The sequence below is a fragment of the Rhizobium glycinendophyticum genome, assembly GCF_006443685.1.
In the GTDB taxonomy this organism is placed as follows: Bacteria; Pseudomonadota; Alphaproteobacteria; order Rhizobiales; family Rhizobiaceae; genus Allorhizobium; species Allorhizobium glycinendophyticum.
The window spans coordinates 1,656,817-1,681,593 of sequence record NZ_VFYP01000001.1; the positions used below are offsets into that span (position 1 = coordinate 1,656,817).

Below are 24,777 nucleotides of genomic sequence, written 5' to 3' on the forward strand. Positions count from 1 at the left end.
TTCTCGACATGTGACGGATTTTTCGCTGTTGTGCCGCACGTTTCTTTGGCATGCTTTCGCCGCACCGAGGACAATTGCATGCGAAGACATTTCCTGGCCGGCCTGGCTTCCCTGATCCTGTTTCATCTGGCTTCTACGCATTCCGCCCAAGCCGCCGACATCCGCTATGCCTGCGACAACGGCACCACCTTGACCGTTGCCTTCTCCGAGGCGGCGGCCAATGTGACTTTGCCCGACGGCGCCAAGGTTTCTCTGCCACAGCAGGCTTCCGGTTCCGGTTTCTGGTACTCCAATGGACGCTACGAATTGCGTGGCAAGGGCGATGAAGCGCAGTTTGCCATTGGCCGCATGGCGCCCGCCAACTGCAAGGTCGACGACCAGCCAGCCGAAGTCTTCGACCGTTCCACTCGCGCGGAAGTCGACGTGCCGGCCGGCGAGACAGGCTTCGATATGCCGGGCAAGCTCACCTGTTTGCGTTATCCGAACTTCGCCCTGAAGCAGCTGGATCTGGGAGAAAAGGGCGCGGCCGGCCTGTTCATCGCGCCGTCGGAAGGCCCGTGCAAGCTCGATTCCGCCGTGGATCGCAAGATCGTGGACGACGCGGCCGGCTATCTCTGGGGCGCGGTCGGCCCTTACGCCGTATTCCGCGGTGCCGATGGATGGAATGGCGGCATGCCTTTCGTCGTCTACGACGCCCGCACGGCTACCCGTCTTCTCGACGATATCGTTGCCGACAATTTTGATTCCCTGACGCTGGCCGGCGAGGAACTCACGCTACGCTATCGCCGGACCTATGGCGCTGAATGCTCGCTTCTGGCCGATCCGCAAGGCTGCGGGAAGACAATCCGCGAGGCGCTCGGCCTTGCACCCGACCGCGCCATGCCCGATTGCCGGGCTGCCTACAAGCCGGCGATCGATGCCGACCCAAAGGCTGCCAAGGATATCGAAGCCTGGCCAAGCGTCATCGATTACCCGGTGCAGCGCCAACTCACCCCCACCGGCACAAAACTGACACCCGTCGAGGGCGACCTCACCTGCCGCCCGTCGATGTGATCCGGCACCAGGCCGTGTGACGGGACGGCAGACGCCAATTGCCGGTACGCTCAGTCCTCGGCGTCGAGTCGGGCCGCTTCCTGGATGTCGCGCAAGAGGTCCGGCAGCGCGCTCTGCACGCGGTTCCAGCTGGGCATAAATGGCGTTGCATTCGGATTGTCGAGATAGACCTGGCCGGCCTCGATCAGATTGGCGGCGAAGAGTTCCACCGCCTGTTCTTCGCGATGCCGGTCGGTGGTGAGCCCGTTCATCCGCGCATCGTGATGATAGGTCTCCACAAGGTCGAGCGCCGTTCGGTAGTAGGTCGCCTTCAACGTCCTGAACGCATCCTGGCTGAATATGACGCCATCGGTCGCGAGTTTGCGGTAAAGCGCCTTGGTGATGTCGATCGACATGCGAGACAGCCCTCTGGCCGCATCTTCGGGCGACAGCGGTTGATGCTTGTGGTCATAGGCGTCCGCAATATCCACCTGGCAAATTGCATGGTTGGACTGGTTGCGCCACAGCTCCGAAAGCACGCCGATTTCCAGCCCCCAGTCGGAGGGAATGCGGATATCCGAAAGGATCTGCGTCTGCATGGCAAACTCGCCGGCGAGCGGATAGCGGAAGGCCTTGAGGTAGTCGATATAGGGATGGTGGCCGATCACCCTTTCGAGGCTGAGCAGCAGCGGCGTCACCAGAAGTCGCGTCACGCGACCATTGAGCGACCGATCGGCAATCCTTGGATAATATCCTTTGGAAAAGACGTAAGGGAAACGCGGATTGGCGACGGGATAGACCAGCCGCGCCAGCATGTCGCGTGAATAGGTGACGATATCGCAGTCATGCAGGGCAACCACGCCCGCCTGTCGGCCGGCCAACACATAACCCATGCAGAACCAGACATTGCGTCCTTTGCCCGGCTGGTCGGGCGACAAATCCTCCGCCTTCAGCTTCTCGTCGACGGCGCGCAGCCGCGGCCCGTCATGCCAGAGAATCGTATGTTTCTGCGGAAGGCGGGAAAAGTATTGCTTGGCATGGCGAAACTGTTGTTCATCCGCTTGATCCAGGCCGATGACGATTTCCGCGATATAAGGGGCTTGCGACAGTTCGGAAACGATATGCTCAAGGGCAGGGGCTTCAAGCTCGGAATAGAGCGATGGCAGGATCAGCGTGATCGGCCGGGTTGAGGAGAAGACGGTCAGTTCCTTCTCCATGCGCTCTAGCGAGCGCTCCCTGAGATTGTGCAGGGTGGCAACCACGCCATTCTGGTGAAAATCCGCCATGGCTGAAATCCTTTCGTGATGATGCCGGTTGCGGCCGGCTCAGAGAAACCCCGTGGCAACGAGTTGATGGATCATGATGTTCCAGCCGAGTGGGCCGGCCTGCTGCGAGCGCAGGATCTTGCCCCGCCGTTCCCGGTCCATGACGGGCAGCGGCGGATGCGCCGGATTGACAATGATGATGCCGCAATCGGCGGCTTCCAGCATGGCGAGATCGTTGGGCGCATCGCCCAGGGCAACCGTGCGCACAGGCGCATCAAGACCACGCTGATAATGGGCGACGACCTCCGCCATCCGCTCGGCCTTGGATGTCTTTGGCATCAGCGTCAGAAAGCGTCCGCCCTGAGCGGCGGTGAAGCCTTCCGATGCAATCGCATCGAGAAACGCCCGCTTCTGCGCCTCGCTCCCCATAAAATGCCCGGGCTCGGAGAAGCGTCGCCGGCGCGCAAGTTCCGCAGACGCCAGCGGAAGCCCGGTTTCCCGCGAGATCCGTGCAACGTCCCAGTCGCCAAACCCCTCGAAGGAACCGCACAGTTCTTTAGGTAATTTCCGAAGAAGCGATCGCAGCTGGTTGTATGGACTCGATGATTGCGTGTCCGGCCCCTTGTCGTCCTGCCCCATGCCGACGACGCCCGCACCGTTTTCCACGATCATCGGATGCGAAATCCTGATCGCCTCGGCAATCGGCCGCATTTCCGCTTCGGTCTTGCTGCTGGCAAGAATCAGAGGAATGCCGCGTGCCTTTAAGAGCTCAAGTGCCGGTCTTGCCGCCTCAAAGGAATAGCTGTCGTGATCGAGCAGCGTTCCGTCGAGGTCGGTGAAGACGAGCTTCATCAGCTCTTGGCCGCCAGATGCTGCCGGGAGGCATAGAGTGCGATGGCGGCTGCATTGGAAACGTTGAGCGACTTGATGGCGCCCGGCATGTCGAGACGGGCGAGCGCCGACACGGTCTCGCGCGTCTTCTGCCTGAGACCCTTGCCCTCCGATCCGAGCACCAGCGCGATCCTGTCGCCGACAAGCGTGCTCTCCATCGGGGCGGGGCCTTCCGAATCGAGTCCAACAGAGAAGAAGCCGAGCTTGTGCAGTTCATTCAGGGCGTCGGCGAGGTTGGTCACCTGGATATAGGGGATGAGTTCGAGCGCCCCGGAGGCCGATTTCGCCAGCACGCCAGATTCCGTCGGACTGTGGCGCTGCGTGGTGATCACCGCGCCGGCATCGAAGGCGACGGCCGAGCGCATGATCGCCCCGACATTGTGCGGATCGGTGACTTGGTCGAGCACCAGGATCAGCGGGCTGTCCTTCAGCGCTTCGAGTCGGCGAACCGGCAGCGGCCGCGTCTCCAGCATGACGCCCTGGTGGATCGCTTCAGGTCCGAGGATCTTGTCGAGGTCCTGTGGTGTCACCGTTTCGAAGGGGATGCCGAGCTTTTCCACAGATTGGATTTCGAGCCTGACCAGCGCGTTCTGCGTGGCCGAGAGCTTGATCAGCTTGCGTTCGGGATTGTCGAGTGCTGCGCGCACCGTATGCAGCCCGTAGAGCAGCACCTGCTCAGGTGCCAGTTTCGGCGGAGTCCAGTCCGCATTGCTCTTGCGCGGCTTTTGCGGCCCCGGCGTGGGGATCTCGCCCCGCTCACGCTTGGCATCGCGCACCTGACGACGCAGCGTTGCGTAATGGGTGTCGCGGGCGGTTTTGTCGGTTTTCGGATCTTTGGCCATGCGCCCTTATAGCGGGGGGCAGGGGGCGGGCATAGACCCGACCGCAAAATCAGGCTCATGTCGGCGCCATGAAACTTTTCGGAATTTTTCGTCAAACACCGTGTTGACATGTGCCGGTTGGGCCGTCATATACCCGCCGCAGATCAGGGGGCGACGCACTCTGGTCGGGACTAAAAAGCTTGGTCGCCAGATCCGGACGAAAGAATGGAGAGATGCCCGAGTGGTTAAAGGGGACGGACTGTAAATCCGTTGGCTCAGCCTACGTTGGTTCAAATCCAACTCTCTCCACCATTCGTCCTCGGATCTGAATATGCGGGTATAGCTCAATGGTAGAGCAGCAGCCTTCCAAGCTGAATACACGGGTTCGATTCCCGTTACCCGCTCCAGATCACATTCAAGCCCAACACGCTGATTTTTCTCGCTTTTGACCTTGGGCCTCGTGCAGTGCATGCCGCTTTCCGTAAGGTCAGCCGAGAGCCTTCGACCACCCGCAGTTCCGCCCCCGGGCGCCCCCGCATTTAAGGCTTGCGCATTGCGAGTGAAAGCCTTAAACGGCGGGACCAAACCGGTTCGCCGGGGTAACCCCGTTTCGTTCACAGGAAGCATTCAAATGGCAAAGAGTAAGTTTGAGCGCACAAAGCCGCACGTCAACATTGGGACGATCGGCCACGTCGACCACGGCAAGACGTCTCTGACGGCAGCGATCACCAAGTATTTCGGTGAATTCAAGGCCTATGACCAGATCGACGCTGCTCCGGAAGAAAAGGCCCGCGGCATCACCATCTCGACGGCGCACGTCGAGTATGAGACGGCCAACCGTCACTACGCCCACGTCGACTGCCCCGGCCACGCCGACTACGTCAAGAACATGATCACCGGTGCTGCGCAGATGGACGGCGCGATCCTGGTTTGCTCGGCCGCCGACGGCCCGATGCCGCAGACCCGCGAGCACATCCTGCTTGCCCGTCAGGTTGGCGTTCCGGCGATCGTTGTCTTCTTGAACAAGGTTGACCAGGTTGACGACGCAGAACTTCTGGAACTCGTCGAACTCGAAGTTCGCGAACTCCTGTCGTCCTACGACTTCCCCGGCGACGACATCCCGTTCGTCAAGGGTTCGGCACTGGCTGCTCTGAACGACAGCGACAAGAAGATCGGCGAAGACGCCGTTCGCGAGCTGATGGCTCAGGTCGACGCCTACATCCCGACGCCTGAGCGTCCGGTTGACCAGCCGTTCCTGATGCCGATCGAAGACGTGTTCTCGATCTCGGGTCGTGGTACGGTTGTCACGGGCCGCGTTGAGCGTGGTATCGTCAAGGTTGGCGAAGAAGTCGAATTCGTCGGCATCCGCGACACCAAGAAGACGACCGTCACTGGCGTTGAAATGTTCCGCAAGCTGCTCGATCAGGGCCAGGCCGGCGACAACATCGGTGCGCTTGTTCGTGGTATCCAGCGCGACGACGTCGAGCGTGGCCAGGTTCTTTGCAAGCCGGGTTCGGTCAAGCCGCACAAGAAGTTCATGGCAGAAGCCTACATCCTGACGAAGGAAGAAGGCGGCCGTCATACGCCGTTCTTCACCAACTATCGTCCGCAGTTCTACTTCCGCACGACGGACGTGACGGGTATCGTTTCGCTGCCGGAAGGCACGGAAATGGTTATGCCGGGCGACAACGTCACGGTTCAGGTTGAGCTGATCGTTCCGATCGCGATGGAAGAAAAGCTGCGCTTCGCAATCCGCGAAGGCGGCCGCACCGTCGGCGCCGGCATCGTCGCCTCGATCATCGAGTGATGATCGAGAGGTCGATGGCGTAAGCTGCCGACGGCACGAAAAGTGTTCAGATGGCGCGCAAGCGCGATCTGAACGCGGCGCCGGCATCGTCGCCTCGATCATCGAGTAATTGGTTTTCCCTCATGGGATGACAGGAGCCCCGCTGGAAACGGCGGGGCTTCTTGTTTTATGGAAGATCGGAGAAAGGGTTGCCATGAACGATTTCAAGCAGATCCTCGCCGGCTACGATGTGATTGCACTAGTAGCCAACAACGAGCGCATCGACGTCGAGCAGTTGGCAACTCAAATGCCGGAGCGAACGCTGTTTGTATTCTTTACCGGATGTGAGAAGATTTTACGTCGCAGGTTTGAGCGCGACTCCGCGCTATGCCACCGTCTGCGCAATGAAACTACTTTTCTCAAGGGGCAGAAATACTTCGACATGGCGCATTCGCTGTTGCCCGAAAACCTGAAGGCAACAGTGGGTGTCATAGCAGGTTCGGGAAAGGCTGTTGTGAGCGAGAAGCCGCGGCAGCGGCAAACCAATCTCACTCCGTTCCTGATCGATTTTGACTATGAGTTTCCCGGCTTCTACCCCGAAGACCGCATGCCCTCCACAGGCTTTGCGCTCGCCATGTGGCTGATCGAGCATTGCCGCGATGCGAAGATAGCATTATGCGGCTTCACCGGTGTTGCGGGAGTAAAATACTCTGTCTATCCCGCCCATGATTGGACCTTCGAGCAAACTCTGCTGGAATTGATGAATCTCGACGGGCGGCTATTTCGAGCCGAGGATAGGCACAAGCCTGGTTCCGGTGGAAGTTTCGCACGCATTAAGGCGCGCTATCCGCAATTCTCCGATGCCCAGATCGGTCTGGTTGCCAGCCAGGTCCTGGCAAGCCGGTTCACCGGGATGGAGTGGCAGATGGCGAAGCTATGGGACAGGAACGGCCGCTGGCAAAGATTGGCGGCTAACGGGCTGCGTCGGTTAAAGCGGGCCTTCAGTCTTCGTTTGGGAAGCTGAACAAGACAGTCCGACTGCGCGCAGGCGCAGCCGGACCATCGAGGCGTTTCAGCCCTTGCGCTGGGTCACATGCAGCATCCGGTCGCGCGCGGCGAACCATTCCTCCGCATAGTCGTCATTGGCGTATTCGGTGAAGTAGGGACCGCCATCCGTAAAGTGGACGAGATCCGCATCTGGATTATGCTCGTATTCGTTTACCAGCCAGTTCCATGTTTTCGGCAGTCCGCCGATCTGGTCGTCGCTGTCGAGCCACTTGAATTGATGCAGTTGCAGTCCAGTCGCGCTGTTGACGTAGTCCGGGGTAAGCGTGGTGCATTTCGCATTGTTGAACAGGATGACGCTCGACCAGTTCTTCTTCTCGTACTTGGTTTGCGTCTGGCCCAGGAACTTCGTGTCGATCTTCGGAACGTAGTCATGCTTCACGCACATTGCGGCGTAACGATCGTCGCGCAGTTCCCAGAGCTTGGCGATGTCCGTACGCATCAACATGTCGCAGTCGGCGAACAGGGTCCAACCTTCGAAACCGCTCAAATAGGGTACGAGAAACCGTGAAAACGAAAACTCTGTCGACTGCAGGCTGTTGCGCTCGCGCGTGAAGATGCCACCGAGATTTTCGAGAGAAATCGGCAGGAACTCCACCGGAATGGAGCTCTTTTCCATAATGCTCTGGCAAAATACATGGTAGGCGACGACCTCGTTGCTGTCGAAGCCGATAAAGACGCGGGCCTTGTCCACTGGCAAATTCCTTTGGCTAGTTTGTAGTCTTGGGCGAGGATGGTTTAGTTCAGTTGGCCATGGGAAGAAAGCCTCCGATGCGCCGTTTCAGGGTTGGCTTTGGTCACCCCCCTCCGCCAGACGCAACAACTCCGTCACGAGATAGCCGTTGATCCTCATGCCGGTGAGGTCGCATTCGGCAATCGAGACATCCGCCATGCTGCCGAAGCGAATCGTGCTGCCATTGAAGTCCACATGTGTAAGGCTCGCGGCATGCATCACCACGTTCTCGACCACGGCGGCAGCCATCGAGACGTTCCGGATCGCGATCTGCTCCGCATTGGCGTCCGTGATTAACACCCGCCCGAGATCGACATTGCTGAACACCGCTTCTTTCAGCGAGATGTCGGTGAACCGGGACTCGGAGAGATCCGAATCGTCGAATTCGGAGCCGGGCAGGGCAGCATTGCTGATCCGGATCATGACGGTCCTCCAATAGCGGCACCTCCGACTATCCGGGAATCGTTGATGTCTTGCAAGGGTTGCTGATTCCGGCTCACCTGACCATAATATGGTGAAGCAGGGGCCAATTGCGCACTTGGGGCCAGACTAGGAGGTTGTCTCCAGGATGAGGCTGCCCGGATTGGTAACGTCCGCGCAGCCCTTTGGCCGCTTTGGGGAAAAGCGGAAAAAAGTCTCTTGCCATTCGTGCGCTGCCGTCTTAAAGGGAGCGCCAAGCTTCGAGCGAAACACGTTTCGTCTGAAGACTAGGCTTAGGGGTATAGCTCAGTTGGTAGAGCGGCGGTCTCCAAAACCGCAGGTCGTCGGTTCAAGCCCGGCTGCCCCTGCCATTTCCGCCCGGCGCGCCTGAAGCGCTGACGGGCAAGACGATCTGGCAAAGCCGAAAAGTTGCAGAAGACCTTTTCCCCCTTGTGAAATGGGGAATCGGTCGTTATGTAGGGTTCAAACAGACACGCGGTGCGTGGGGCTGGCCAAGGTCGGCTTTACGCGCCGTAAATGCGTGGGCATTAAATGGCATCCAAGAGTAATCCATTCGCGTTTCTGCAGCAGGTACGCTCCGAGACGTCCAAGGTTACGTGGCCCTCGCGTCGCGAAACCACGATTTCGACGCTCATGGTCTTGGCTATGGTGTTTTTCGCTGCGCTGTTCTTCTTCGGCGCGGACCAGCTCATCAGCTGGCTGCTCAGCCTCGTGCTGAGCGTCGGTAATTAATCGGGCGGAAAAAATCATGGCTGCACGTTGGTACATCGTCCACGCATATTCGAATTTTGAAAAGAAGGTCGCCGAGGACATCGAGCACAAGGCCAAGCAGAAGGGTCTCGATCACCTCTTCGAAAAGATCCTGGTGCCGACCGAGAAGGTTGTTGAGGTCCGGCGCGGCCGCAAGGTCGATAGCGAACGCAAGTTCTTCCCCGGCTACGTCATGGTTCGCGCGAACCTGACCGACGAGGCCTATCACCTGATCAAGAATACCCCGAAGGTCACGGGCTTCCTCGGTTCCGACAACAAGCCGGTCCCGATCCCCGATTTCGAGGCTGAGCGCATCCTGGGCCAGGTCCAGGAAGGTGTCGAGCGTCCGAAGTCGACCGTGTCCTACGAAATCGGCGAACAGGTTCGCGTCTCCGACGGTCCGTTTGCTTCGTTCAACGGCGTTGTCCAGGATGTGGACGAAGAGCGCTCGCGCCTCAAGGTCGAGGTCTCGATCTTTGGCCGCGCGACGCCGGTCGAACTCGAATACAGTCAGGTCGAGAAGGTCTGATTGCAGAAAGGGAAGGCGACTTCCCGATCCGCGTGGGAGGATGGCGGCCTTTAGCCGGGCCCGTCAGACGCACCACGCAACCGCAGCCGCCAGCCGAGGCTGGCATAATGGACCGGGCAACCGGTCTGAAGTGAAAGGCAGAGAGTAATGGCTAAGAAAGTTGCAGGCCAGCTCAAGCTCCAGGTCAAGGCAGGATCGGCTAACCCGTCCCCGCCGATCGGCCCGGCCCTTGGTCAGCGTGGCATTAACATCATGGAATTCTGCAAGGCGTTCAATGCCGCCACGCAGGAAATGGAAAAGGGTATGCCGATCCCGGTCGTCATCACCTACTACCAGGACAAGTCCTTCACCTTCGCAATGAAGCAGCCGCCGATGACTTATTGGCTGAAGAAGGAAGCTAAGATCACCTCCGGCTCGAAGACTCCGGGCAAGGGTGCGAAGATCGGCACGATCACCAAGGCACAGGTCCGCGCAATTGCCGAAGGCAAGATGAAGGATCTGAACGCCGCCGACATCGAAGGCGCAATGCTGATGGTTGAGGGCTCTGCCCGCTCCATGGGCCTGGAAGTGGTAGGTTGATCATGGCCAAGGTAGCAAAGCGTATTCAGAAGATCCGCGAAGGCGTTGACCCGACGAAGCTCGTCGCTCTGTCGGACGCCATCTCGATGGTCAAGGAACGTGCCGTCGCCAAGTTCGACGAAACGATCGAAATCGCCATGAACCTCGGCGTCGACCCGCGTCACGCAGACCAGATGGTCCGCGGCGTGGTCAACCTGCCGAACGGTACGGGCCGTGACGTTCGTGTCGCCGTCTTCGCTCGTGGCGCCAAGGCCGACGAAGCCAAGGCGGCCGGTGCAGACATCGTCGGCGCCGAAGACCTGCTCGAAATCGTCCAGAGCGGCAAGATCGACTTCGATCGTTGCATCGCCACTCCGGACATGATGCCGCTCGTCGGGCGTCTCGGTAAGGTTCTCGGCCCGCGTGGCATGATGCCGAACCCGAAGGTTGGTACGGTTACCATGGACGTTACGGGCGCCGTCAAGGCTTCCAAGGGCGGTGCCGTCGAGTTCCGTGTCGAGAAGGCTGGTATCATCCATGCCGGTATCGGCAAGGCCTCCTTCGACGCCAAGGCGCTCGAAGAAAACATCAAGGCTTTCGCTGACGCCGTCGTCAAGGCAAAGCCGGCTGGTGCGAAGGGCAACTACGTCAAGCGCGTAGCGATTTCCTCGACCATGGGTCCGGGCGTCAAGATCGACCCGGCCACGGTTACGGCCTGATAGAATTTGGCCGGAGCCCTCGCTCCGGCCCACCAAGTTTCCGGCCTTTCGGGGCCGGGAATGCCTGGTGTCAAAACCAGGCACTCCTGTCCGAGATTGTGGGCGGCCTTCGGGCCTTAATATCTGCCTGCATGAGACGGGTGAGATCCGGTATTTAAACGTCTGATGACGTCTTGAAGTTCGGTTCGAGCCTTATTCGCCTTTTGGCTGGAAATACTTCCGACCGGAGGGGACAGGATCCTCAAGCGTCGCTTGGGATCTCGAAATGGATCCCCTGAGGCAAAGGCAAACCCGGTGGGGCCTGCAGGATTGCGGTCCCATCAACTGGAGACAGACAGTGGAAAGAGCGGAAAAACGCGAATTCGTCACAGAACTGAACGAAGTCTTCAAGGCTTCCGGTTCGGTTGTTGTGGCCCACTATGCTGGTGTCACGGTTGCGCAGATGAACGACTTCCGTTCGAAGATGCGCGCTGCTGGCGGCACCGTCAAAGTCGCGAAGAACCGCCTGGCCAAGATCGCTCTTCAGGGCACGGAGTCGGAAGGGATGTCTAACCTGTTCAAGGGTCAGACACTCATTGCCTACAGCAATGACCCGATCACCGCTCCGAAAGTCGTCATGGATTTCGCCAAGACCAACGACAAGATCGTTGTTCTCGGTGGCGCCATGGGAACAACCACGCTCACCGCCGATGCAGTCAAGTCGCTTGCGACCCTGCCGTCGCTGGACGAGCTGCGTGCGAAGCTGCTGGGCATGATCCAGACTCCGGCTACCCGCATCGCAGGCGTGGTTCAGGCACCGGCAGCTCAACTTGCTCGCGTGTTTGCGGCCTATGCCAAGAAGGACGAAGCCGCGTAAGGCGGTTTTTCGCTGTTCATACCCTAACCCGTTCGCTTCGAACCGAACATCTATTAAGGAACTAGTAAAATGGCTGATCTCGCAAAGATCGTTGAAGACCTCTCCTCGCTGACCGTTCTGGAAGCTGCTGAGCTTTCCAAGCTGCTCGAAGAAAAGTGGGGCGTTTCGGCTGCTGCTCCGGTAGCCGTTGCTGCTGCTGGTGGCGCTGCTGGTGCCGCTGCTCCGGCTGAAGAAGAAAAGACCGAGTTCGACGTCATCCTCACGGATGCCGGCGCCAACAAGATCAACGTCATCAAGGAAGTTCGTGGCATCACCGGCCTCGGCCTCAAGGAAGCCAAGGACCTCGTCGAAGGCGCTCCGAAGGCTGTCAAGGAAGGCGTTTCCAAGGCTGAAGCCGCTGACCTCAAGAAGAAGCTTGAAGACGCCGGCGCTAAGGTCGACGTTAAGTAATATCGGAATACGGCGGGAGAGGGATCCCTCTCTCGCCGGTTTCCTCCGAACATATTACCCAGGAACCGTCTGAAAACGGTTCCTGGGTAATGGGTTCTCAAGAGGATGGTCTTGACCCGAATGCCCGGCAAACCGGCCGGCCGTTCGGATCTCGAGACGAGATTGAGCGATCCATTTTTTGACGGAGCCGCCTGGCCAGCGGTCACCGTCTGTTGCAGGCCCGGGTGCAAACTGACAAGGAGCGACGATGGCTCAGACCCTTACCTTTAACGGTCGCAGGCGCGTACGCAAGTTTTTCGGAAAAATTCCAGAAGTCGCAGAAATGCCGAACCTCATCGAGGTTCAGAAGGCATCTTATGACCAGTTCCTCATGGTTGACGAGCCGAAGGGCGGCCGTCCCGACGAGGGGTTGAATGCCGTTTTCAAGTCCGTCTTCCCGATCACCGATTTTTCCGGTGCGTCGATGCTCGAATTCGTCTCCTATGAATTCGAGCCGCCGAAGTTCGATGTTGACGAATGCCGCCAGCGCGACCTGACCTATGCTGCACCGCTCAAGGTCACGCTGCGCCTGATCGTGTTCGATATCGACGAGGATACGGGCGCAAAGTCCATCAAGGACATCAAGGAACAGTCTGTCTACATGGGCGACATGCCGCTCATGACGAACAACGGTACCTTTATCGTCAACGGCACCGAGCGCGTCATCGTCTCGCAGATGCACCGTTCGCCGGGCGTATTCTTCGACCACGACAAGGGCAAGTCCCACTCCTCCGGCAAGCTGCTGTTTGCTGCCCGCGTCATCCCCTATCGCGGCTCCTGGCTCGACATCGAATTCGACGCCAAGGACATCGTGCACGCCCGTATCGACCGCCGCCGCAAGATCCCCGTGACCTCGCTGCTGATGGCGCTCGGTATGGACGGCGAAGAAATCCTGTCGACCTTCTACTCGAAGTCGGTCTACCAGCGCGACGGCAAGGGCTGGCGTTATCCCTTCAACGCGGAAACGTTGAAGGGTGCCAAGACCATCTCCGACATGATCGACGCCGACACCGGCGAAGTGGTTGTTGAAGGTGGCAAGAAGCTGACCCCACGTCTGCTGCGTCAGCTCACCGACAAGGGCCTGAAGTTCCTCAAGGCTTCCGACGAAGACATGTTCGGCAACTACCTCGCCGAAGACCTGGTCAACATGTCGACCGGTGAAATCTACATGGAAGCCGGTGCGGAAATCGACGAGAAGTCGCTGCCGCAGATCTTGGAATCCGGTTTCGACGAAATCCCGGTTCTCGGCATCGACCACATCAATGTCGGCGCCTACATCCGTAACACGCTCGCCGCCGACAAGAACGAGAACCGTCAGGACGCTCTGTTCGATATCTACCGCGTCATGCGTCCGGGTGAGCCGCCGACCATGGATTCGGCTGAAGCCATGTTCCAGTCGCTGTTCTTCGACGCCGAACGCTACGACCTGTCGGCCGTCGGTCGCGTCAAGATGAACATGCGTCTCGACCTCGACTGCCCGGATACCGTCCGCGTTCTGCGCAAGGACGACATCCTGGCCGTGGTCAAGATGCTGGTCGAACTGCGCGACGGCAAGGGCGAGATCGACGACATCGACAACCTCGGCAACCGTCGCGTTCGCTCGGTCGGTGAATTGATGGAGAACCAGTACCGACTGGGTCTCTTGCGCATGGAGCGCGCGATCAAGGAACGCATGTCGTCGATCGAGATCGACACGGTCATGCCGCAGGACCTGATCAACGCCAAGCCGGCTGCTGCCGCCGTCCGCGAATTCTTCGGCTCCTCGCAGCTGTCGCAGTTCATGGACCAGGTGAACCCGCTTTCGGAAATCACCCACAAGCGCCGTCTTTCGGCTCTTGGACCGGGTGGTCTGACCCGCGAGCGCGCAGGCTTCGAAGTCCGCGACGTTCACCCGACCCACTACGGCCGCATCTGCCCGATTGAGACGCCGGAAGGCCCGAACATCGGTCTGATCAACTCGCTCGCAACCTTCGCCCGCGTCAACAAGTACGGCTTCATCGAAAGCCCGTACCGCAAGATCGTCGACGGCAAGGTGACGAAGGACGTCGTCTATCTCTCGGCCATGGAAGAAGCCAAGTACTACGTGGCTCAGGCCAATTCGGAGCTGACGTCCGAAGGCGCCTTCGTTGAAGAGTTCGTCGTCTGCCGTCATGCCGGTGAAGTCATGCTGTCCCCGCGCGACACCATCAACCTGATGGACGTCTCGCCGAAGCAGCTGGTTTCGGTCGCGGCCGCTCTCATCCCGTTCCTGGAAAACGACGACGCCAACCGCGCTCTCATGGGCTCGAACATGCAGCGTCAGGCCGTGCCGCTTCTGCGTGCCGAAGCCCCGTTCGTCGGAACCGGCATGGAGCCGATCGTCGCGCGTGACTCAGGTGCTGCCATCGGCGCCCGTCGCGGTGGCGTGGTCGATCAGGTCGATGCGACCCGTATCGTTATCCGGGCGACCGAAGACCTCGATGCAGGCAAGTCCGGCGTCGACATCTACCGTCTGCAGAAGTTCCAGCGTTCGAACCAGAACACTTGCGTCAACCAGCGCCCGCTGGTCGCCGTCGGCGACATCCTGAACAAGGGTGACATCATCGCGGACGGTCCGTCGACCGACCTCGGCGATCTGGCTCTCGGCCGCAACGCGCTCGTCGCGTTCATGCCGTGGAACGGCTACAACTACGAAGACTCGATCCTGATGTCGGAGCGCATCGTCGCCGAAGACGTCTTCACCTCGATCCATATCGAGGAGTTCGAAGTCATGGCTCGCGACACCAAGCTTGGTCCGGAAGAAATCACGCGTGACATTCCGAACGTTTCGGAAGAAGCGCTGAAGAACCTCGACGAAGCCGGTATCGTCTATATCGGTGCCGAAGTGGCTCCGGGCGACATCCTGGTCGGCAAGATCACCCCGAAGGGCGAAAGCCCGATGACGCCGGAAGAAAAGCTTCTGCGCGCCATCTTCGGTGAAAAGGCCTCCGACGTTCGCGACACGTCCATGCGTATGCCTCCGGGCACGTTCGGTACCGTCGTCGAAGTTCGCGTCTTCAACCGCCATGGCGTTGAGAAGGACGAGCGCGCGATGGCGATCGAGCGCGAGGAAATCGAACGCCTCGCCAAGGACCGCGACGACGAACAGGCGATCCTCGACCGTAACGTCTACGGCCGTCTGATCGACATGCTGCGCGGCCAGATCTCGATTGCCGGCCCGAAGGGCTTCAAGAAGGGCGTCGAACTCACCAACGCCGTCGTCTCCGAATATCCCCGCTCGCAGTGGTGGATGTTCGCGGTCGAAGACGAAAAGGTGCAGGGCGAACTCGAAGCGCTCCGCGGCCAGTACGACGAATCCAAGTCGCGCCTCGAACAGCGCTTCATGGACAAGGTCGAGAAGGTCCAGCGCGGCGATGAAATGCCCCCGGGCGTCATGAAGATGGTCAAGGTCTTCGTCGCTGTGAAGCGCAAGATCCAGCCGGGCGACAAGATGGCCGGCCGTCACGGCAACAAGGGTGTCGTCTCGCGCATCGTACCGGTCGAGGATATGCCGTTCCTCGAAGACGGCACGCATGTCGACATCGTGTTGAACCCGCTCGGCGTTCCCTCGCGCATGAACGTTGGTCAGATCCTCGAAACCCATCTTGCCTGGGCATGCGCCGGCATGGGCAAGAAGATCGGCCAGATGCTCGAGGATTATCGCAAGCACCTCGACATCAGCGAGCTGCGTACCGAGTTGACCGAGATCTATGCGTCCGAAGCCCATGACGAGGTCAAGAACTTCGACGATCAGTCGCTGGTTCGTCTCGCCGAAGAAGCCAAGCGCGGCGTATCGATCGCCACGCCGGTCTTCGACGGTGCGCATGAGAGCGACGTATCGGCGATGCTGACGAAGGCGGGTCTCAACCCGTCGGGTCAGTCGACCCTGTATGACGGCCGCACCGGTGAAGCCTTCGACCGTCAGGTCACCGTCGGCTACATGTACATGATCAAGCTGAACCACCTTGTCGACGACAAGATCCACGCTCGCTCGATCGGTCCGTACTCGCTCGTCACCCAGCAGCCGCTCGGTGGTAAGGCGCAGTTCGGTGGTCAGCGCTTCGGGGAAATGGAAGTCTGGGCTCTGGAAGCCTACGGCGCCGCCTACACCCTGCAGGAAATGCTGACGGTGAAGTCGGACGACGTGGCCGGTCGTACCAAGGTCTACGAAGCGATCGTCCGTGGCGACGACACCTTCGAGGCGGGTATTCCGGAAAGCTTCAACGTTCTCGTCAAGGAAATGCGCTCGCTCGGCCTCTCGGTTGAGCTGGAGAATTCCAAGCTCGATGACGTTGGCTCGACGCCGCTGCCCGACGCAGCCGAATAACGGTTTGACAAAGGCGTGCGTGGTTCGCCACGCACGCCACCCCCTGACTGCCCGGCGGCCAAAATCGGGCGGGTGAGGGGAGTTTCGCCGCATTTCGCGGTTATTGTCATTTCAAGGGTCTGAGGCGGCATCCCGGGACTTCGCCGCCATCCAGACCCAATCGAGGGCTTTAAGCCCCATAAGGAGACAGGCATGAACCAAGAGGTCATGAACCTTTTCAATCCGTCGGTGCCGGCTCAGCACTTCGACAGCATCCGGATCTCGATCGCGAGCCCGGAAAAGATCCTGTCGTGGTCCTATGGCGAGATCAAGAAGCCGGAGACCATCAACTATCGCACGTTCAAGCCGGAACGCGATGGTCTCTTCTGCGCGCGCATCTTCGGGCCGATCAAGGACTACGAGTGCCTTTGCGGCAAGTACAAGCGCATGAAGTACAAGGGCATCATCTGCGAAAAGTGCGGCGTTGAAGTCACACTGTCGCGCGTTCGCCGTGAGCGCATGGGCCATATCGAGCTCGCCGCTCCCGTTGCCCATATCTGGTTCCTGAAGTCGCTTCCGTCGCGCATTTCCACGCTGTTGGACATGACGCTGAAGGATGTCGAGCGCGTTCTCTACTTCGAGAACTACATCGTGACCGAGCCGGGCCTGACCTCGCTCAAGGAAAACCAGCTTCTTTCCGAAGAAGAATACATGATCGCCGTCGACGAGTTCGGCGAGGACCAGTTCACCGCCATGATCGGCGCTGAAGCCATCTACGAGATGCTGGCCTCGATGAACCTCGAGAAGATCGCTGGCGACCTGCGCACCGAGTTGGCTGAAACCACCTCGGACCTGAAGCAGAAGAAGCTGATGAAGCGCCTGAAGATCGTCGAGAACTTCATGGAGAGCGGCAACCGTCCGGAATGGATGATCATGAAGGTCGTCCCGGTCATCCCGCCGGACCTGCGCCCGCTGGTTCCGCTCGATGGCGGCCGCTTCGCGACGTCTGACCTGAACGATCTCTATCGCCGCGTCATCAACCGTAACAACCGTCTGAAGCGCCTGATCGAACTGCGCGCTCCGGGCATCATCATCCGCAACGAAAAGCGCATGCTGCAGGAATCTGTAGACGCGCTCTTCGACAACGGCCGCCGTGGCCGCGTCATCACCGGCGCCAACAAGCGTCCGCTGAAGTCGCTGTCCGACATGCTCAAGGGCAAGCAGGGCCGCTTCCGCCAGAACCTGCTCGGTAAGCGCGTCGACTATTCGGGCCGTTCGGTCATCGTGACCGGTCCGGAACTGAAGCTGCACCAGTGCGGCCTGCCGAAGAAGATGGCGCTCGAACTGTTCAAGCCGTTCATCTATGCCCGCCTCGACGCCAAGGGTTACTCCTCGACCGTCAAGCAGGCCAAGAAGCTGGTCGAAAAGGAAAAGCCTGAGGTCTGGGATATCCTCGACGAGGTCATCCGCGAGCATCCGGTTCTCTTGAACCGCGCACCGACGCTGCACCGCCTGGGCATCCAGGCCTTCGAACCCACGCTGGTCGAAGGCAAGGCCATCCAGCTGCACCCGCTCGTCTGCACGGCCTTCAACGCCGACTTCGACGGCGACCAGATGGCCGTTCACGTGCCGCTGTCGCTCGAAGCCCAGCTCGAAGCTCGCGTCCTGATGATGTCGACGAACAACATCCTGCACCCGGCCAACGGTGCACCGATCATCGTTCCGTCGCAGGACATGGTTCTCGGCCTCTACTACCTGTCGATCATGAACCAGAACGAGCCGGGCGAAGGCATGGTCTTCTCGGACATGGGCGAACTGCACCATGCCCTGGAAAACAAGGTCGTCACCCTGCACGCCAAGATCCGTGGCCGCTTCAAGACCGTCGACGCCGAAGGCAAGCCGGTTTCGAAGATCTATGAGACCACGCCTGGCCGCATGATCATCGGCGAATTGCTGCCGAAGAACGTCAACGTGCCGTTCGACATCTGCAACCAGGAAATGACCAAGAAGAACATCTCCAAGATGATCGACACGGTCTACCGTCACTGCGGTCAGAAGGACACGGTCATCTTCTGCGACCGGATCATGCAGCTCGGCTTCACCCATGCGTGCAAGGCCGGCATCTCGTTCGGCAAGGACGACATGATCATCCCGGAAACCAAGGCGAAGATCGTTGGCGACACCGAAACCCTGGTCAAGGAATACGAGCAGCAGTATAATGACGGCCTGATCACCCAGGGCGAAAAGTACAACAAGGTCGTCGACGCCTGGGGCAAGGCCACTGAAAAGGTCGCCGAAGACATGATGGCCCGCATTAAGGCCGTTGAGTTCGACAAGGAGACCGGTCGTCAGAAGCCGATGAACGCCATCTACATGATGTCGCACTCGGGTGCTCGTGGTTCACCGAACCAGATGCGTCAGCTGGGTGGTATGCGTGGCCTCATGGCCAAGCCGTCGGGTGAAATCATCGAGACGCCGATCATCTCGAACTTCAAGGAAGGCCTGACCGTTAACGAGTACTTCAACTCGACCCACGGTGCCCGTAAGGGTCTCGCAGACACCGCCTTGAAGACCGCGAACTCGGGTTACCTGACCCGTCGTCTCGTCGACGTCGCGCAGGATTGCATCGTCAACATGGTCGATTGCGGCACCGACAAGGGCCTCACCATGACCGCCATCGTCGATGCCGGTCAGGTCGTTGCTTCCATCGGCGCCCGCGTCCTCGGTCGTACGGCACTGGACGACATCGATCATCCGGTCACCGGCGAGCGCATCGTCAATGCCGGCAACATGATCCTCGAGGCTGATGTCATCGAGATCGAAAAGGCCGGCATCCAGTCGATCCGCATCCGTTCGGCACTGACCTGCGAAGTCCAGACGGGCGTCTGCTCGGTCTGCTACGGCCGCGACTTGGCCCGTGGTACGCCTGTCAACATGGGCGAAGCCGTCGGCGTCATTGCTGCTCAGTCGATCGGTGAGCCGGGCACCCAGCTCACCATGCGTACCTTCCACTTGGGCGGTACCGCGACCGTGGTCGACCAGTCGTTCCTGGAAGCCTCGTACGAAGGTACGGTGCAGATCAAGAACCGCAACATGCTGCGCAATTCCGAAGGCACGCTGATTGCCATGGGCCGCAGCATGGCCGTCACCATTCTCGATGAGCGTGGTGTCGAGCGGTCCTCGCAGCGCGTGGCCTATGGTTCGAAGGTCTTCGTTGATGACGGTGACAAGGTGAAGCGCGGCCAGCGTCTGGCCGAGTGGGATCCGTACACCCGTCCGATCATGACGGAAGTCGAGGGTATCGTGCATTTCGAGGACGTCGTCGACGGTCTCTCCGTGCTCGAAGCCACCGACGAGTCGACCGGCATCACCAAGCGTCAGGTCATCGACTGGCGTTCGACCCCGCGCGGTTCGGACCTCAAGCCGGCGATCGTCATCAAGGACGCCAGTGGCAACGTGCTCAAGGTGGCCCGTGGTGGCGAGGCCCGCTTCCACCTGTCCGTCGACGCGATCCTGTCGGTCGAGCCGGGTCAGAAGGTCTCCCAGGGCGACGTTCTTGCTCGTTCGCCGCTGGAAAGCGCCAAGACGAAGGACATCACCGGTGGTCTGCCGCGCGTTGCCGAACTGTTCGAAGCCCGTCGTCCGAAGGACCACGCCATCATCGCTGAGATCGATGGTACGATCCGCCTCGGCCGCGACTACAAGAACAAGCGTCGCGTCATCATCGAGCCGGCCGAAGACGGTGTCGAGCCTGTCGAATACCTGATCCCGAAGGGCAAGCCCTTCCACCTTCAGGAAGGCGACTATATCGAAAAGGGTGACTATATCCTCGACGGTAACCCGGCTCCCCACGACATCCTGGCGATCAAGGGCGTCGAGGCACTCGCCTCGTACCTGGTCAACGAAATCCAGGAAGTCTACCGACTGCAGGGCGTTGTGATCAACGACAAGCACATCGAAGTGATCGTTCGCCAGATGCTGCAGAAGGTTGAGATCACCGATGCAGGCGACAGCCAGTACATCGTGGGCGACAATGTCGACCGCATAGAACTGGACGACAACAACGAGCGCCTGATCGAGGAAGGCAAGAAGCCGGCATACGGCGAGCCCGTCCTCCTCGGCATCACCAAGGCCTCGCTGCAGACGCCGTCGTTCATCTCGGCTGCATCCTTCCAGGAAACCACCAAGGTTCTCACGGAAGCTGCGATCGCCGGCAAGACCGACACGCTGCAGGGTCTCAAGGAAAACGTCATCGTCGGCCGCCTCATCCCGGCTGGTACCGGCGGCACCATGACGCAGATCCGCCGCATCGCGACTTCGCGCGACGACCTCATCCTCGAGGAACGCAAGAAGGGTTCGGGCGCCGACGTGGCAACCCCGATGCTGCAGAATCTGGCAGGCGAAAGCGCTCCGGCTGCCGAGTAATCGAAAGCCTGATTGTCGTGACTGAACAAAGACCGCCCGGAGACATCCGGGCGGTCTTTTCCATTCCGCCAAGGCGGCGAGGGGGCGGAGATCGCAAGGGTGGAGGCTGTGCTGCCCGTCGGTTGGACCTGAAGCGGCAAAAGAAAAGGCCGATCGGACGACCGGCCTTCAGCTTTTGCGGCGTGCTGGTATCGTCTTACGCGAAACGGATGATCGCCACTTCGCCTTCCAGCGCGCCCTGATAGGCCGATGCATGCGGCTCTTCGTCCGGTGCGCCATTAATCATGCCGATTTGGTCGAGGTCGGCCTCCAGGAAGCCCTCTTCGGAGAGAGCGTTCAAGGTCAGGCGCACGGCGGTGTCGTCATCCGGGGCAGTCAGGATGACATGCAGATCGATAGGCTCGCCGCCTTCGTTCTCGTAGGCCTTGGCGATCACGATGAAGACCATCGGCTCGTCGCGGGTATTGTCGTTGTCAGGGCTGGTGATCATGGCGTCCGGTCTTCTTGCTGGAGGAAACGATTCTCTGGTTCCGGCCGATTCGACCAGACGGGCAGGGCGGTTGACCCTTCATCTCTCCTTATCTAGAAGTTTCCCTCGGCAAGCCAAGCCAAATCAGGACCGATGTCGCATTTTCCCGCGTCAAATGGCCCGGCAGCCTCTCCCCCGGGGGCTGGAATTCATTAATTCTCGTTTGAGACTTGACGCAAAGAGGGGAAAACAGTAGTACCCCGGCCATCGGAGCCTATGTGAGACCGGGTTTTTCGGGACGCCATGTCCCGAAGTTCGTCTCAAACAAGTCTCCAAACGCACGTTGACGACACGAATGCTGCACGCACGACGCGTCTTTCGGGATGCGTCCTCTGTCTTTTGTGGTCCATCCGCGAAAAACGGGTCGGGCCACATTTTGCGCATGAAGAAAACTGTGCGGCCGCCGCCGGAAACGGCAAACCAAAGGGCCTGAGAGGGCTTGAGACTAGATTTTGCAAGGGATGGGTATATGCCTACCGTAAACCAGCTGATCCGCAAGCCACGTCAGGCACAGGTAAAGCGCAATAAGGTTCCTGCTCTGCAGGAAAATCCGCAGAAGCGCGGCGTTTGCACCCGCGTCTACACCACGACCCCGAAGAAGCCGAACTCGGCTCTGCGTAAGGTTGCCAAGATCCGTCTGACCAATGGCTTCGAAGTCATCGGCTACATTCCGGGCGAAGGCCACAACCTGCAGGAACACTCCGTCGTCATGATCCGTGGCGGCCGCGTAAAGGACTTGCCGGGCGTGCGTTACCACATCATCCGCGGCGTTCTCGATACCCAGGGTGTCAAGAACCGCAAGCAGCGCCGCTCCAAGTACGGTGCGAAGCGTCCGAAGTAATTCGGCCATTACCAGATATCCGGCGCTGCGCGAGGTTCTCCGCGTGATAAAGCGTCCCTAACCGTTGAGAGACAAAGTATGTCCCGTCGCCATAGTGCAGAAAAGCGCGAAATCAATCCGGACCCGAAGTTCGGCGATCTCGTCGTCACCAAGTTCATGAACGCCATCATGCTTCACGGCAAGAAGTCCGTCGCTGAAAGCATCGTCTACGGCGCGTTCGATGTGGTCCAGGCCAAGGCCAAGGCTGAGCCGATCGCGATCTTCCATCAGGCGCTCGACAACGTCGCGCCGCATGTCGAAGTCCGTTCGCGTCGCGTTGGTGGTGCAACCTACCAGGTCCCGGTCGACGTTCGTCCGGAGCGCCGCCAGGCCCTCGCCATCCGTTGGCTGATCACTGCTGCGCGCAAGCGCAACGAAACCACTATGGTTGACCGTCTGTCTGGCGAGCTGCTCGATGCCGCCAACAACCGCGGTAGCGCCGTCAAGAAGCGCGAAGACACCCACAAGATGGCCGACGCAAACCGCGCCTTCTCGCATTACCGCTGGTAATCCACCGATCGAATATTGAAAGGCAGTCCGTTATGGCTCGCGAATATAAAATCGAAGACTACCGCAACTTCGGTATCATGGCGCACATCGACGCCGGCAAGACCACGACCACCGAACGCATCCTCTACTACACCGGTAAGTCTCATAAGATCGGCGAAGTCCATGACGGCGCTGCCACCATGGACTGGATGGAGCAGGAGCAGGAACGCGGCATCACCATCACCTCTGCTGCGACCACGACCTTCTGGAAGGGTCGTGACGGCAAGATGCGCCGCTTCAACATCATCGACACCCCCGGCCACGTCGACTTCACCATCGAAGTCGAGCGTTCGCTGCGTGTTCTCGACGGTGCTGTTGCCCTTCTCGACGCCAACGCCGGTGTTGAGCCGCAGACCGAAACCGTATGGCGTCAGGCTGAAAAGTACCACGTCCCGCGGATGATCTTCTGCAACAAGATGGACAAGACCGGTGCTGACTTCTACCGCTCGGTAGAAATGATCAAGACCCGCCTCGGCGCCACCGCCGTCGTCATGCAGCTGCCGATCGGCGCTGAAAGCGAGTTCAAGGGCGTCGTCGACCTGATCGAGATGAACGCGCTGATCTGGCGCGATGAGTCCCTCGGCGCTGCCTGGGACGTTGTTGAGATCCCGGAAGACCTGAAGGAAAAGGCCGAAGAATATCGCGAAAAGCTGATCGAGACGGTTGTCGAGATCGACGAAGAAGCGATGGAAGCCTACCTGAACGGCGACATGCCGGACAACGACAAGATCCGCGAACTCGTTCGTCGCGGCACGATCGACGTCAAGTTCCACCCGATGTTCTGCGGCACCGCGTTCAAGAACAAGGGCGTTCAGCCGCTGCTCGACGCCGTTGTCGATTACCTGCCGTCTCCGCTGGACATCCCGGCGATCAAGGGCATCGACTTCAAGACCGAAGCCGAAATCGAGCGTCACGCTGATGATTCCGAGCCGCTCGCGATGCTCGCGTTCAAGATCATGAACGACCCCTTCGTCGGTTCGCTCACCTTCGCACGTATCTATTCGGGCAAGCTCGAAAAGGGCGTCTCGGTTCTGAACACGGTCAAGGACAAGCGCGAGCGCGTCGGCCGCATGCTGCAGATGCACTCGAACAGCCGTGAAGACATCGAAGAAGCCTTTGCCGGCGACATCGTTGCTCTGGCTGGCCTCAAGGAAACTACGACGGGTGACACGCTCTGCGATCCCCTGAAGCCGGTTATCCTCGAGCGCATGGAATTCCCCGAGCCGGTCATCCAGATCGCGATCGAGCCGAAGTCCAAGGGCGACCAGGAAAAGATGGGCCTCGCGCTCAACCGTCTGGCTGCCGAAGACCCGTCCTTCCGCGTCAAGACCGACCAGGAATCCGGCCAGACCATCATCGCTGGTATGGGCGAACTTCACCTCGACATTCTCGTCGACCGTATGCGTCGCGAGTTCAAGGTTGAAGCCACCGTCGGTGCGCCGCAGGTTGCTTACCGCGAAACCATCACGCGTCAGCACGAAGAAGACTACACGCACAAGAAGCAGTCCGGTGGTACCGGTCAGTTCGCGCGCGTCAAGCTCATCTTCGAACCGAATCCGGAAGGCGACGACTTCAAGTTCGAGTCCAAGATCGTCGGCGGTGCTGTTCCGAAGGAATACATCCCGGGCGTTCAGAAGGGTATCGAAAGCGTTCTGTCCTCTGGTCCGCTCGCTGGCTTCCCGATGCTGGGCGTCAAGGCGACCCTCGTCGACGGCGCCTTCCACGATGTCGACTCGTCGGTTCTCGCCTTCGAAATCGCCTCGCGTGCCTGCTTCCGTGAAGCAGCCAAGAAGGCCGGCGCTCAGCTGCTCGAGCCGATGATGAAGGTCGAAGTCGTAACGCCGGAAGACTATGTCGGCGACGTGATCGGTGACCTGAACTCGCGTCGTGGTCAGATTCAGGGCCAGGAACAGCGCGGCATTGCGATCGTGATCAACGCTCACGTTCCGCTCGCCAACATGTTCAAGTACGTCGACAACCTGCGCTCGATGTCGCAGGGCCGTGCACAGTACTCGATGACCTTCGATCACTACGCACCGGTCCCGTCGAACGTTGCTGCTGAAATCCAGGCAAAGTATTCCGGTCAGAAGTGACCGGGATACCCCGCCCGTCCAATTGAAGATTGAGTTTCCCCG

Annotated in this window: 20 protein-coding genes and 3 tRNA genes; 17 read left to right on the forward strand and 6 right to left on the reverse strand. The window is 59.7% G+C overall.

What is annotated here, in order from left to right; all coding sequences use genetic code 11:
• The first annotated feature begins 78 nt into the window (after nt 1-78).
• A complete protein-coding gene (locus FJQ55_RS08065; RefSeq protein ID WP_140827100.1) occupies nt 79-1,053 on the forward strand; it encodes an MliC family protein in 975 nt (324 codons plus the stop codon).
• 50 nt (nt 1,054-1,103) lie between these two features.
• Here the strand turns inward: FJQ55_RS08065 and FJQ55_RS08070 are convergent, their stop codons facing one another.
• The 3 genes from FJQ55_RS08070 to rlmB are packed head-to-tail and all read right to left on the reverse strand — an operon-like array spanning nt 1,104 to nt 4,030.
• Nucleotides 1,104-2,318 carry a glycosyltransferase family protein gene (locus FJQ55_RS08070; protein ID WP_140827101.1) on the reverse strand — a complete coding sequence of 405 codons (1,215 nt, stop codon included), beginning with the start codon at nt 2,316-2,318 and terminating at the stop codon, nt 1,104-1,106.
• Nucleotides 2,319-2,357: 39 nt separating this feature from the next.
• A complete protein-coding gene (locus FJQ55_RS08075; protein ID WP_140827102.1) occupies nt 2,358-3,149 on the reverse strand; it encodes an HAD-IIB family hydrolase in 792 nt (263 codons plus the stop codon).
• Entirely contained in the window at nt 3,149-4,030 is an 882-nt protein-coding gene (gene rlmB, locus FJQ55_RS08080; protein WP_140827103.1) for a 23S rRNA (guanosine(2251)-2'-O)-methyltransferase RlmB, read from the reverse strand. Before rlmB ends, FJQ55_RS08075 begins: the two co-directional genes overlap by 1 nt.
• Before the next feature lie 206 nt (nt 4,031-4,236).
• On the opposite strand from rlmB, the gene FJQ55_RS08085 reads away from it, so the two are divergent.
• The 4 genes from FJQ55_RS08085 to FJQ55_RS08100 all read left to right on the forward strand — a co-directional run bounded on the left by FJQ55_RS08085 (nt 4,237) and on the right by FJQ55_RS08100 (nt 6,819).
• Nucleotides 4,237-4,321, forward strand: a tRNA-Tyr gene (locus FJQ55_RS08085).
• 21 nt (nt 4,322-4,342) lie between these two features.
• Nucleotides 4,343-4,416 (forward strand) — tRNA-Gly (locus tag FJQ55_RS08090).
• A 224-nt stretch (nt 4,417-4,640) separates the two neighbouring features.
• A complete protein-coding gene (gene tuf / locus FJQ55_RS08095; RefSeq protein ID WP_062274162.1) occupies nt 4,641-5,816 on the forward strand; it encodes an elongation factor Tu in 1,176 nt (391 codons plus the stop codon).
• A 193-nt stretch (nt 5,817-6,009) separates the two neighbouring features.
• A complete protein-coding gene (locus FJQ55_RS08100) occupies nt 6,010-6,819 on the forward strand; it encodes a hypothetical protein (protein ID WP_140827104.1) in 810 nt (269 codons plus the stop codon).
• A 48-nt stretch (nt 6,820-6,867) separates the two neighbouring features.
• Here FJQ55_RS08100 and FJQ55_RS08105 read toward each other — a convergent pair whose 3' ends face one another.
• Both FJQ55_RS08105 and FJQ55_RS08110 read right to left on the reverse strand, forming a co-directional pair.
• Nucleotides 6,868-7,554 (reverse strand): glycosyltransferase family protein, encoded by a 687-nt coding sequence (locus tag FJQ55_RS08105; RefSeq protein ID WP_140827105.1) that lies wholly within the window; start codon nt 7,552-7,554, stop codon nt 6,868-6,870.
• An 87-nt stretch (nt 7,555-7,641) separates the two neighbouring features.
• A complete protein-coding gene (locus FJQ55_RS08110; RefSeq protein ID WP_140827106.1) occupies nt 7,642-8,016 on the reverse strand; it encodes a pentapeptide repeat-containing protein in 375 nt (124 codons plus the stop codon).
• Between the two features lie 292 nt (nt 8,017-8,308).
• Between FJQ55_RS08110 and FJQ55_RS08115 the strand changes: the two genes are divergently transcribed.
• From FJQ55_RS08115 to rpoC, 9 genes are all read left to right on the forward strand, one after another.
• Nucleotides 8,309-8,384, forward strand: a tRNA-Trp gene (locus tag FJQ55_RS08115).
• 181 nt (nt 8,385-8,565) lie between these two features.
• Entirely contained in the window at nt 8,566-8,766 is a 201-nt protein-coding gene (gene secE / locus FJQ55_RS08120) for a preprotein translocase subunit SecE (RefSeq protein WP_062278356.1), read from the forward strand.
• Between the two features lie 16 nt (nt 8,767-8,782).
• A complete protein-coding gene (gene nusG, locus FJQ55_RS08125; RefSeq protein ID WP_062278354.1) occupies nt 8,783-9,313 on the forward strand; it encodes a transcription termination/antitermination protein NusG in 531 nt (176 codons plus the stop codon).
• 147 nt (nt 9,314-9,460) lie between these two features.
• A complete protein-coding gene (rplK, locus tag FJQ55_RS08130; RefSeq protein WP_140827107.1) occupies nt 9,461-9,892 on the forward strand; it encodes a 50S ribosomal protein L11 in 432 nt (143 codons plus the stop codon).
• 2 nt (nt 9,893-9,894) lie between these two features.
• A complete protein-coding gene (gene rplA / locus FJQ55_RS08135; protein WP_140827108.1) occupies nt 9,895-10,590 on the forward strand; it encodes a 50S ribosomal protein L1 in 696 nt (231 codons plus the stop codon).
• 337 nt (nt 10,591-10,927) lie between these two features.
• A complete protein-coding gene (rplJ, locus tag FJQ55_RS08140; protein WP_110794112.1) occupies nt 10,928-11,446 on the forward strand; it encodes a 50S ribosomal protein L10 in 519 nt (172 codons plus the stop codon).
• Nucleotides 11,447-11,515: 69 nt separating this feature from the next.
• Nucleotides 11,516-11,896, forward strand: coding sequence for a 50S ribosomal protein L7/L12 (gene rplL, locus FJQ55_RS08145; protein ID WP_140827109.1), 381 nt, complete (start codon nt 11,516-11,518; stop codon nt 11,894-11,896).
• Nucleotides 11,897-12,143: 247 nt separating this feature from the next.
• A complete protein-coding gene (gene rpoB, locus FJQ55_RS08150) occupies nt 12,144-16,280 on the forward strand; it encodes a DNA-directed RNA polymerase subunit beta (protein WP_140827110.1) in 4,137 nt (1,378 codons plus the stop codon).
• Between the two features lie 192 nt (nt 16,281-16,472).
• Nucleotides 16,473-20,684, forward strand: coding sequence for a DNA-directed RNA polymerase subunit beta' (gene rpoC / locus FJQ55_RS08155; protein WP_140827111.1), 4,212 nt, complete (start codon nt 16,473-16,475; stop codon nt 20,682-20,684).
• Between the two features lie 196 nt (nt 20,685-20,880).
• On the opposite strand, the gene FJQ55_RS08160 is transcribed toward rpoC, so the two are convergent.
• A complete protein-coding gene (locus FJQ55_RS08160; protein WP_140827112.1) occupies nt 20,881-21,174 on the reverse strand; it encodes a transcriptional regulator in 294 nt (97 codons plus the stop codon).
• A 508-nt stretch (nt 21,175-21,682) separates the two neighbouring features.
• On the opposite strand from FJQ55_RS08160, the gene rpsL reads away from it, so the two are divergent.
• From rpsL to fusA, 3 genes are all read left to right on the forward strand, one after another.
• A complete protein-coding gene (rpsL, locus tag FJQ55_RS08165; protein ID WP_003507760.1) occupies nt 21,683-22,054 on the forward strand; it encodes a 30S ribosomal protein S12 in 372 nt (123 codons plus the stop codon).
• A 78-nt stretch (nt 22,055-22,132) separates the two neighbouring features.
• A complete protein-coding gene (gene rpsG / locus FJQ55_RS08170) occupies nt 22,133-22,603 on the forward strand; it encodes a 30S ribosomal protein S7 (RefSeq protein ID WP_110794107.1) in 471 nt (156 codons plus the stop codon).
• A gap of 32 nt (nt 22,604-22,635) precedes the next feature.
• Nucleotides 22,636-24,735, forward strand: coding sequence for an elongation factor G (gene fusA, locus FJQ55_RS08175; RefSeq protein WP_140827113.1), 2,100 nt, complete (start codon nt 22,636-22,638; stop codon nt 24,733-24,735).
• The last annotated feature ends 42 nt before the right edge of the window (nt 24,736-24,777 follow it).

What these genes read in the sequence shown, in the direction of transcription:
- secE (WP_062278356.1), top strand. Translation starts at nt 8,566, where the DNA reads ATGGCATCCAAGAGTAATCCATTCGCGTTTCTGCAGCAGGTACGCTCC.
- rpsG (WP_110794107.1), top strand. Translation starts at nt 22,133, where the DNA reads ATGTCCCGTCGCCATAGTGCAGAAAAGCGCGAAATCAATCCGGACCCG.
- rpoC (WP_140827111.1), top strand. Translation starts at nt 16,473, where the DNA reads ATGAACCAAGAGGTCATGAACCTTTTCAATCCGTCGGTGCCGGCTCAG.
- FJQ55_RS08160 (WP_140827112.1), bottom strand. Translation starts at nt 21,174, where the DNA reads ATGATCACCAGCCCTGACAACGACAATACCCGCGACGAGCCGATGGTC.
- rpsL (WP_003507760.1), top strand. Translation starts at nt 21,683, where the DNA reads ATGCCTACCGTAAACCAGCTGATCCGCAAGCCACGTCAGGCACAGGTA.
- FJQ55_RS08075 (WP_140827102.1), bottom strand. Translation starts at nt 3,149, where the DNA reads ATGAAGCTCGTCTTCACCGACCTCGACGGAACGCTGCTCGATCACGAC.
- FJQ55_RS08070 (WP_140827101.1), bottom strand. Translation starts at nt 2,318, where the DNA reads ATGGCGGATTTTCACCAGAATGGCGTGGTTGCCACCCTGCACAATCTC.
- rlmB (WP_140827103.1), bottom strand. Translation starts at nt 4,030, where the DNA reads ATGGCCAAAGATCCGAAAACCGACAAAACCGCCCGCGACACCCATTAC.
- FJQ55_RS08110 (WP_140827106.1), bottom strand. Translation starts at nt 8,016, where the DNA reads ATGATCCGGATCAGCAATGCTGCCCTGCCCGGCTCCGAATTCGACGAT.
- rplK (WP_140827107.1), top strand. Translation starts at nt 9,461, where the DNA reads ATGGCTAAGAAAGTTGCAGGCCAGCTCAAGCTCCAGGTCAAGGCAGGA.
- rpoB (WP_140827110.1), top strand. Translation starts at nt 12,144, where the DNA reads ATGGCTCAGACCCTTACCTTTAACGGTCGCAGGCGCGTACGCAAGTTT.
- rplL (WP_140827109.1), top strand. Translation starts at nt 11,516, where the DNA reads ATGGCTGATCTCGCAAAGATCGTTGAAGACCTCTCCTCGCTGACCGTT.
- fusA (WP_140827113.1), top strand. Translation starts at nt 22,636, where the DNA reads ATGGCTCGCGAATATAAAATCGAAGACTACCGCAACTTCGGTATCATG.
- tuf (WP_062274162.1), top strand. Translation starts at nt 4,641, where the DNA reads ATGGCAAAGAGTAAGTTTGAGCGCACAAAGCCGCACGTCAACATTGGG.
- FJQ55_RS08100 (WP_140827104.1), top strand. Translation starts at nt 6,010, where the DNA reads ATGAACGATTTCAAGCAGATCCTCGCCGGCTACGATGTGATTGCACTA.
- rplA (WP_140827108.1), top strand. Translation starts at nt 9,895, where the DNA reads ATGGCCAAGGTAGCAAAGCGTATTCAGAAGATCCGCGAAGGCGTTGAC.
- FJQ55_RS08065 (WP_140827100.1), top strand. Translation starts at nt 79, where the DNA reads ATGCGAAGACATTTCCTGGCCGGCCTGGCTTCCCTGATCCTGTTTCAT.
- nusG (WP_062278354.1), top strand. Translation starts at nt 8,783, where the DNA reads ATGGCTGCACGTTGGTACATCGTCCACGCATATTCGAATTTTGAAAAG.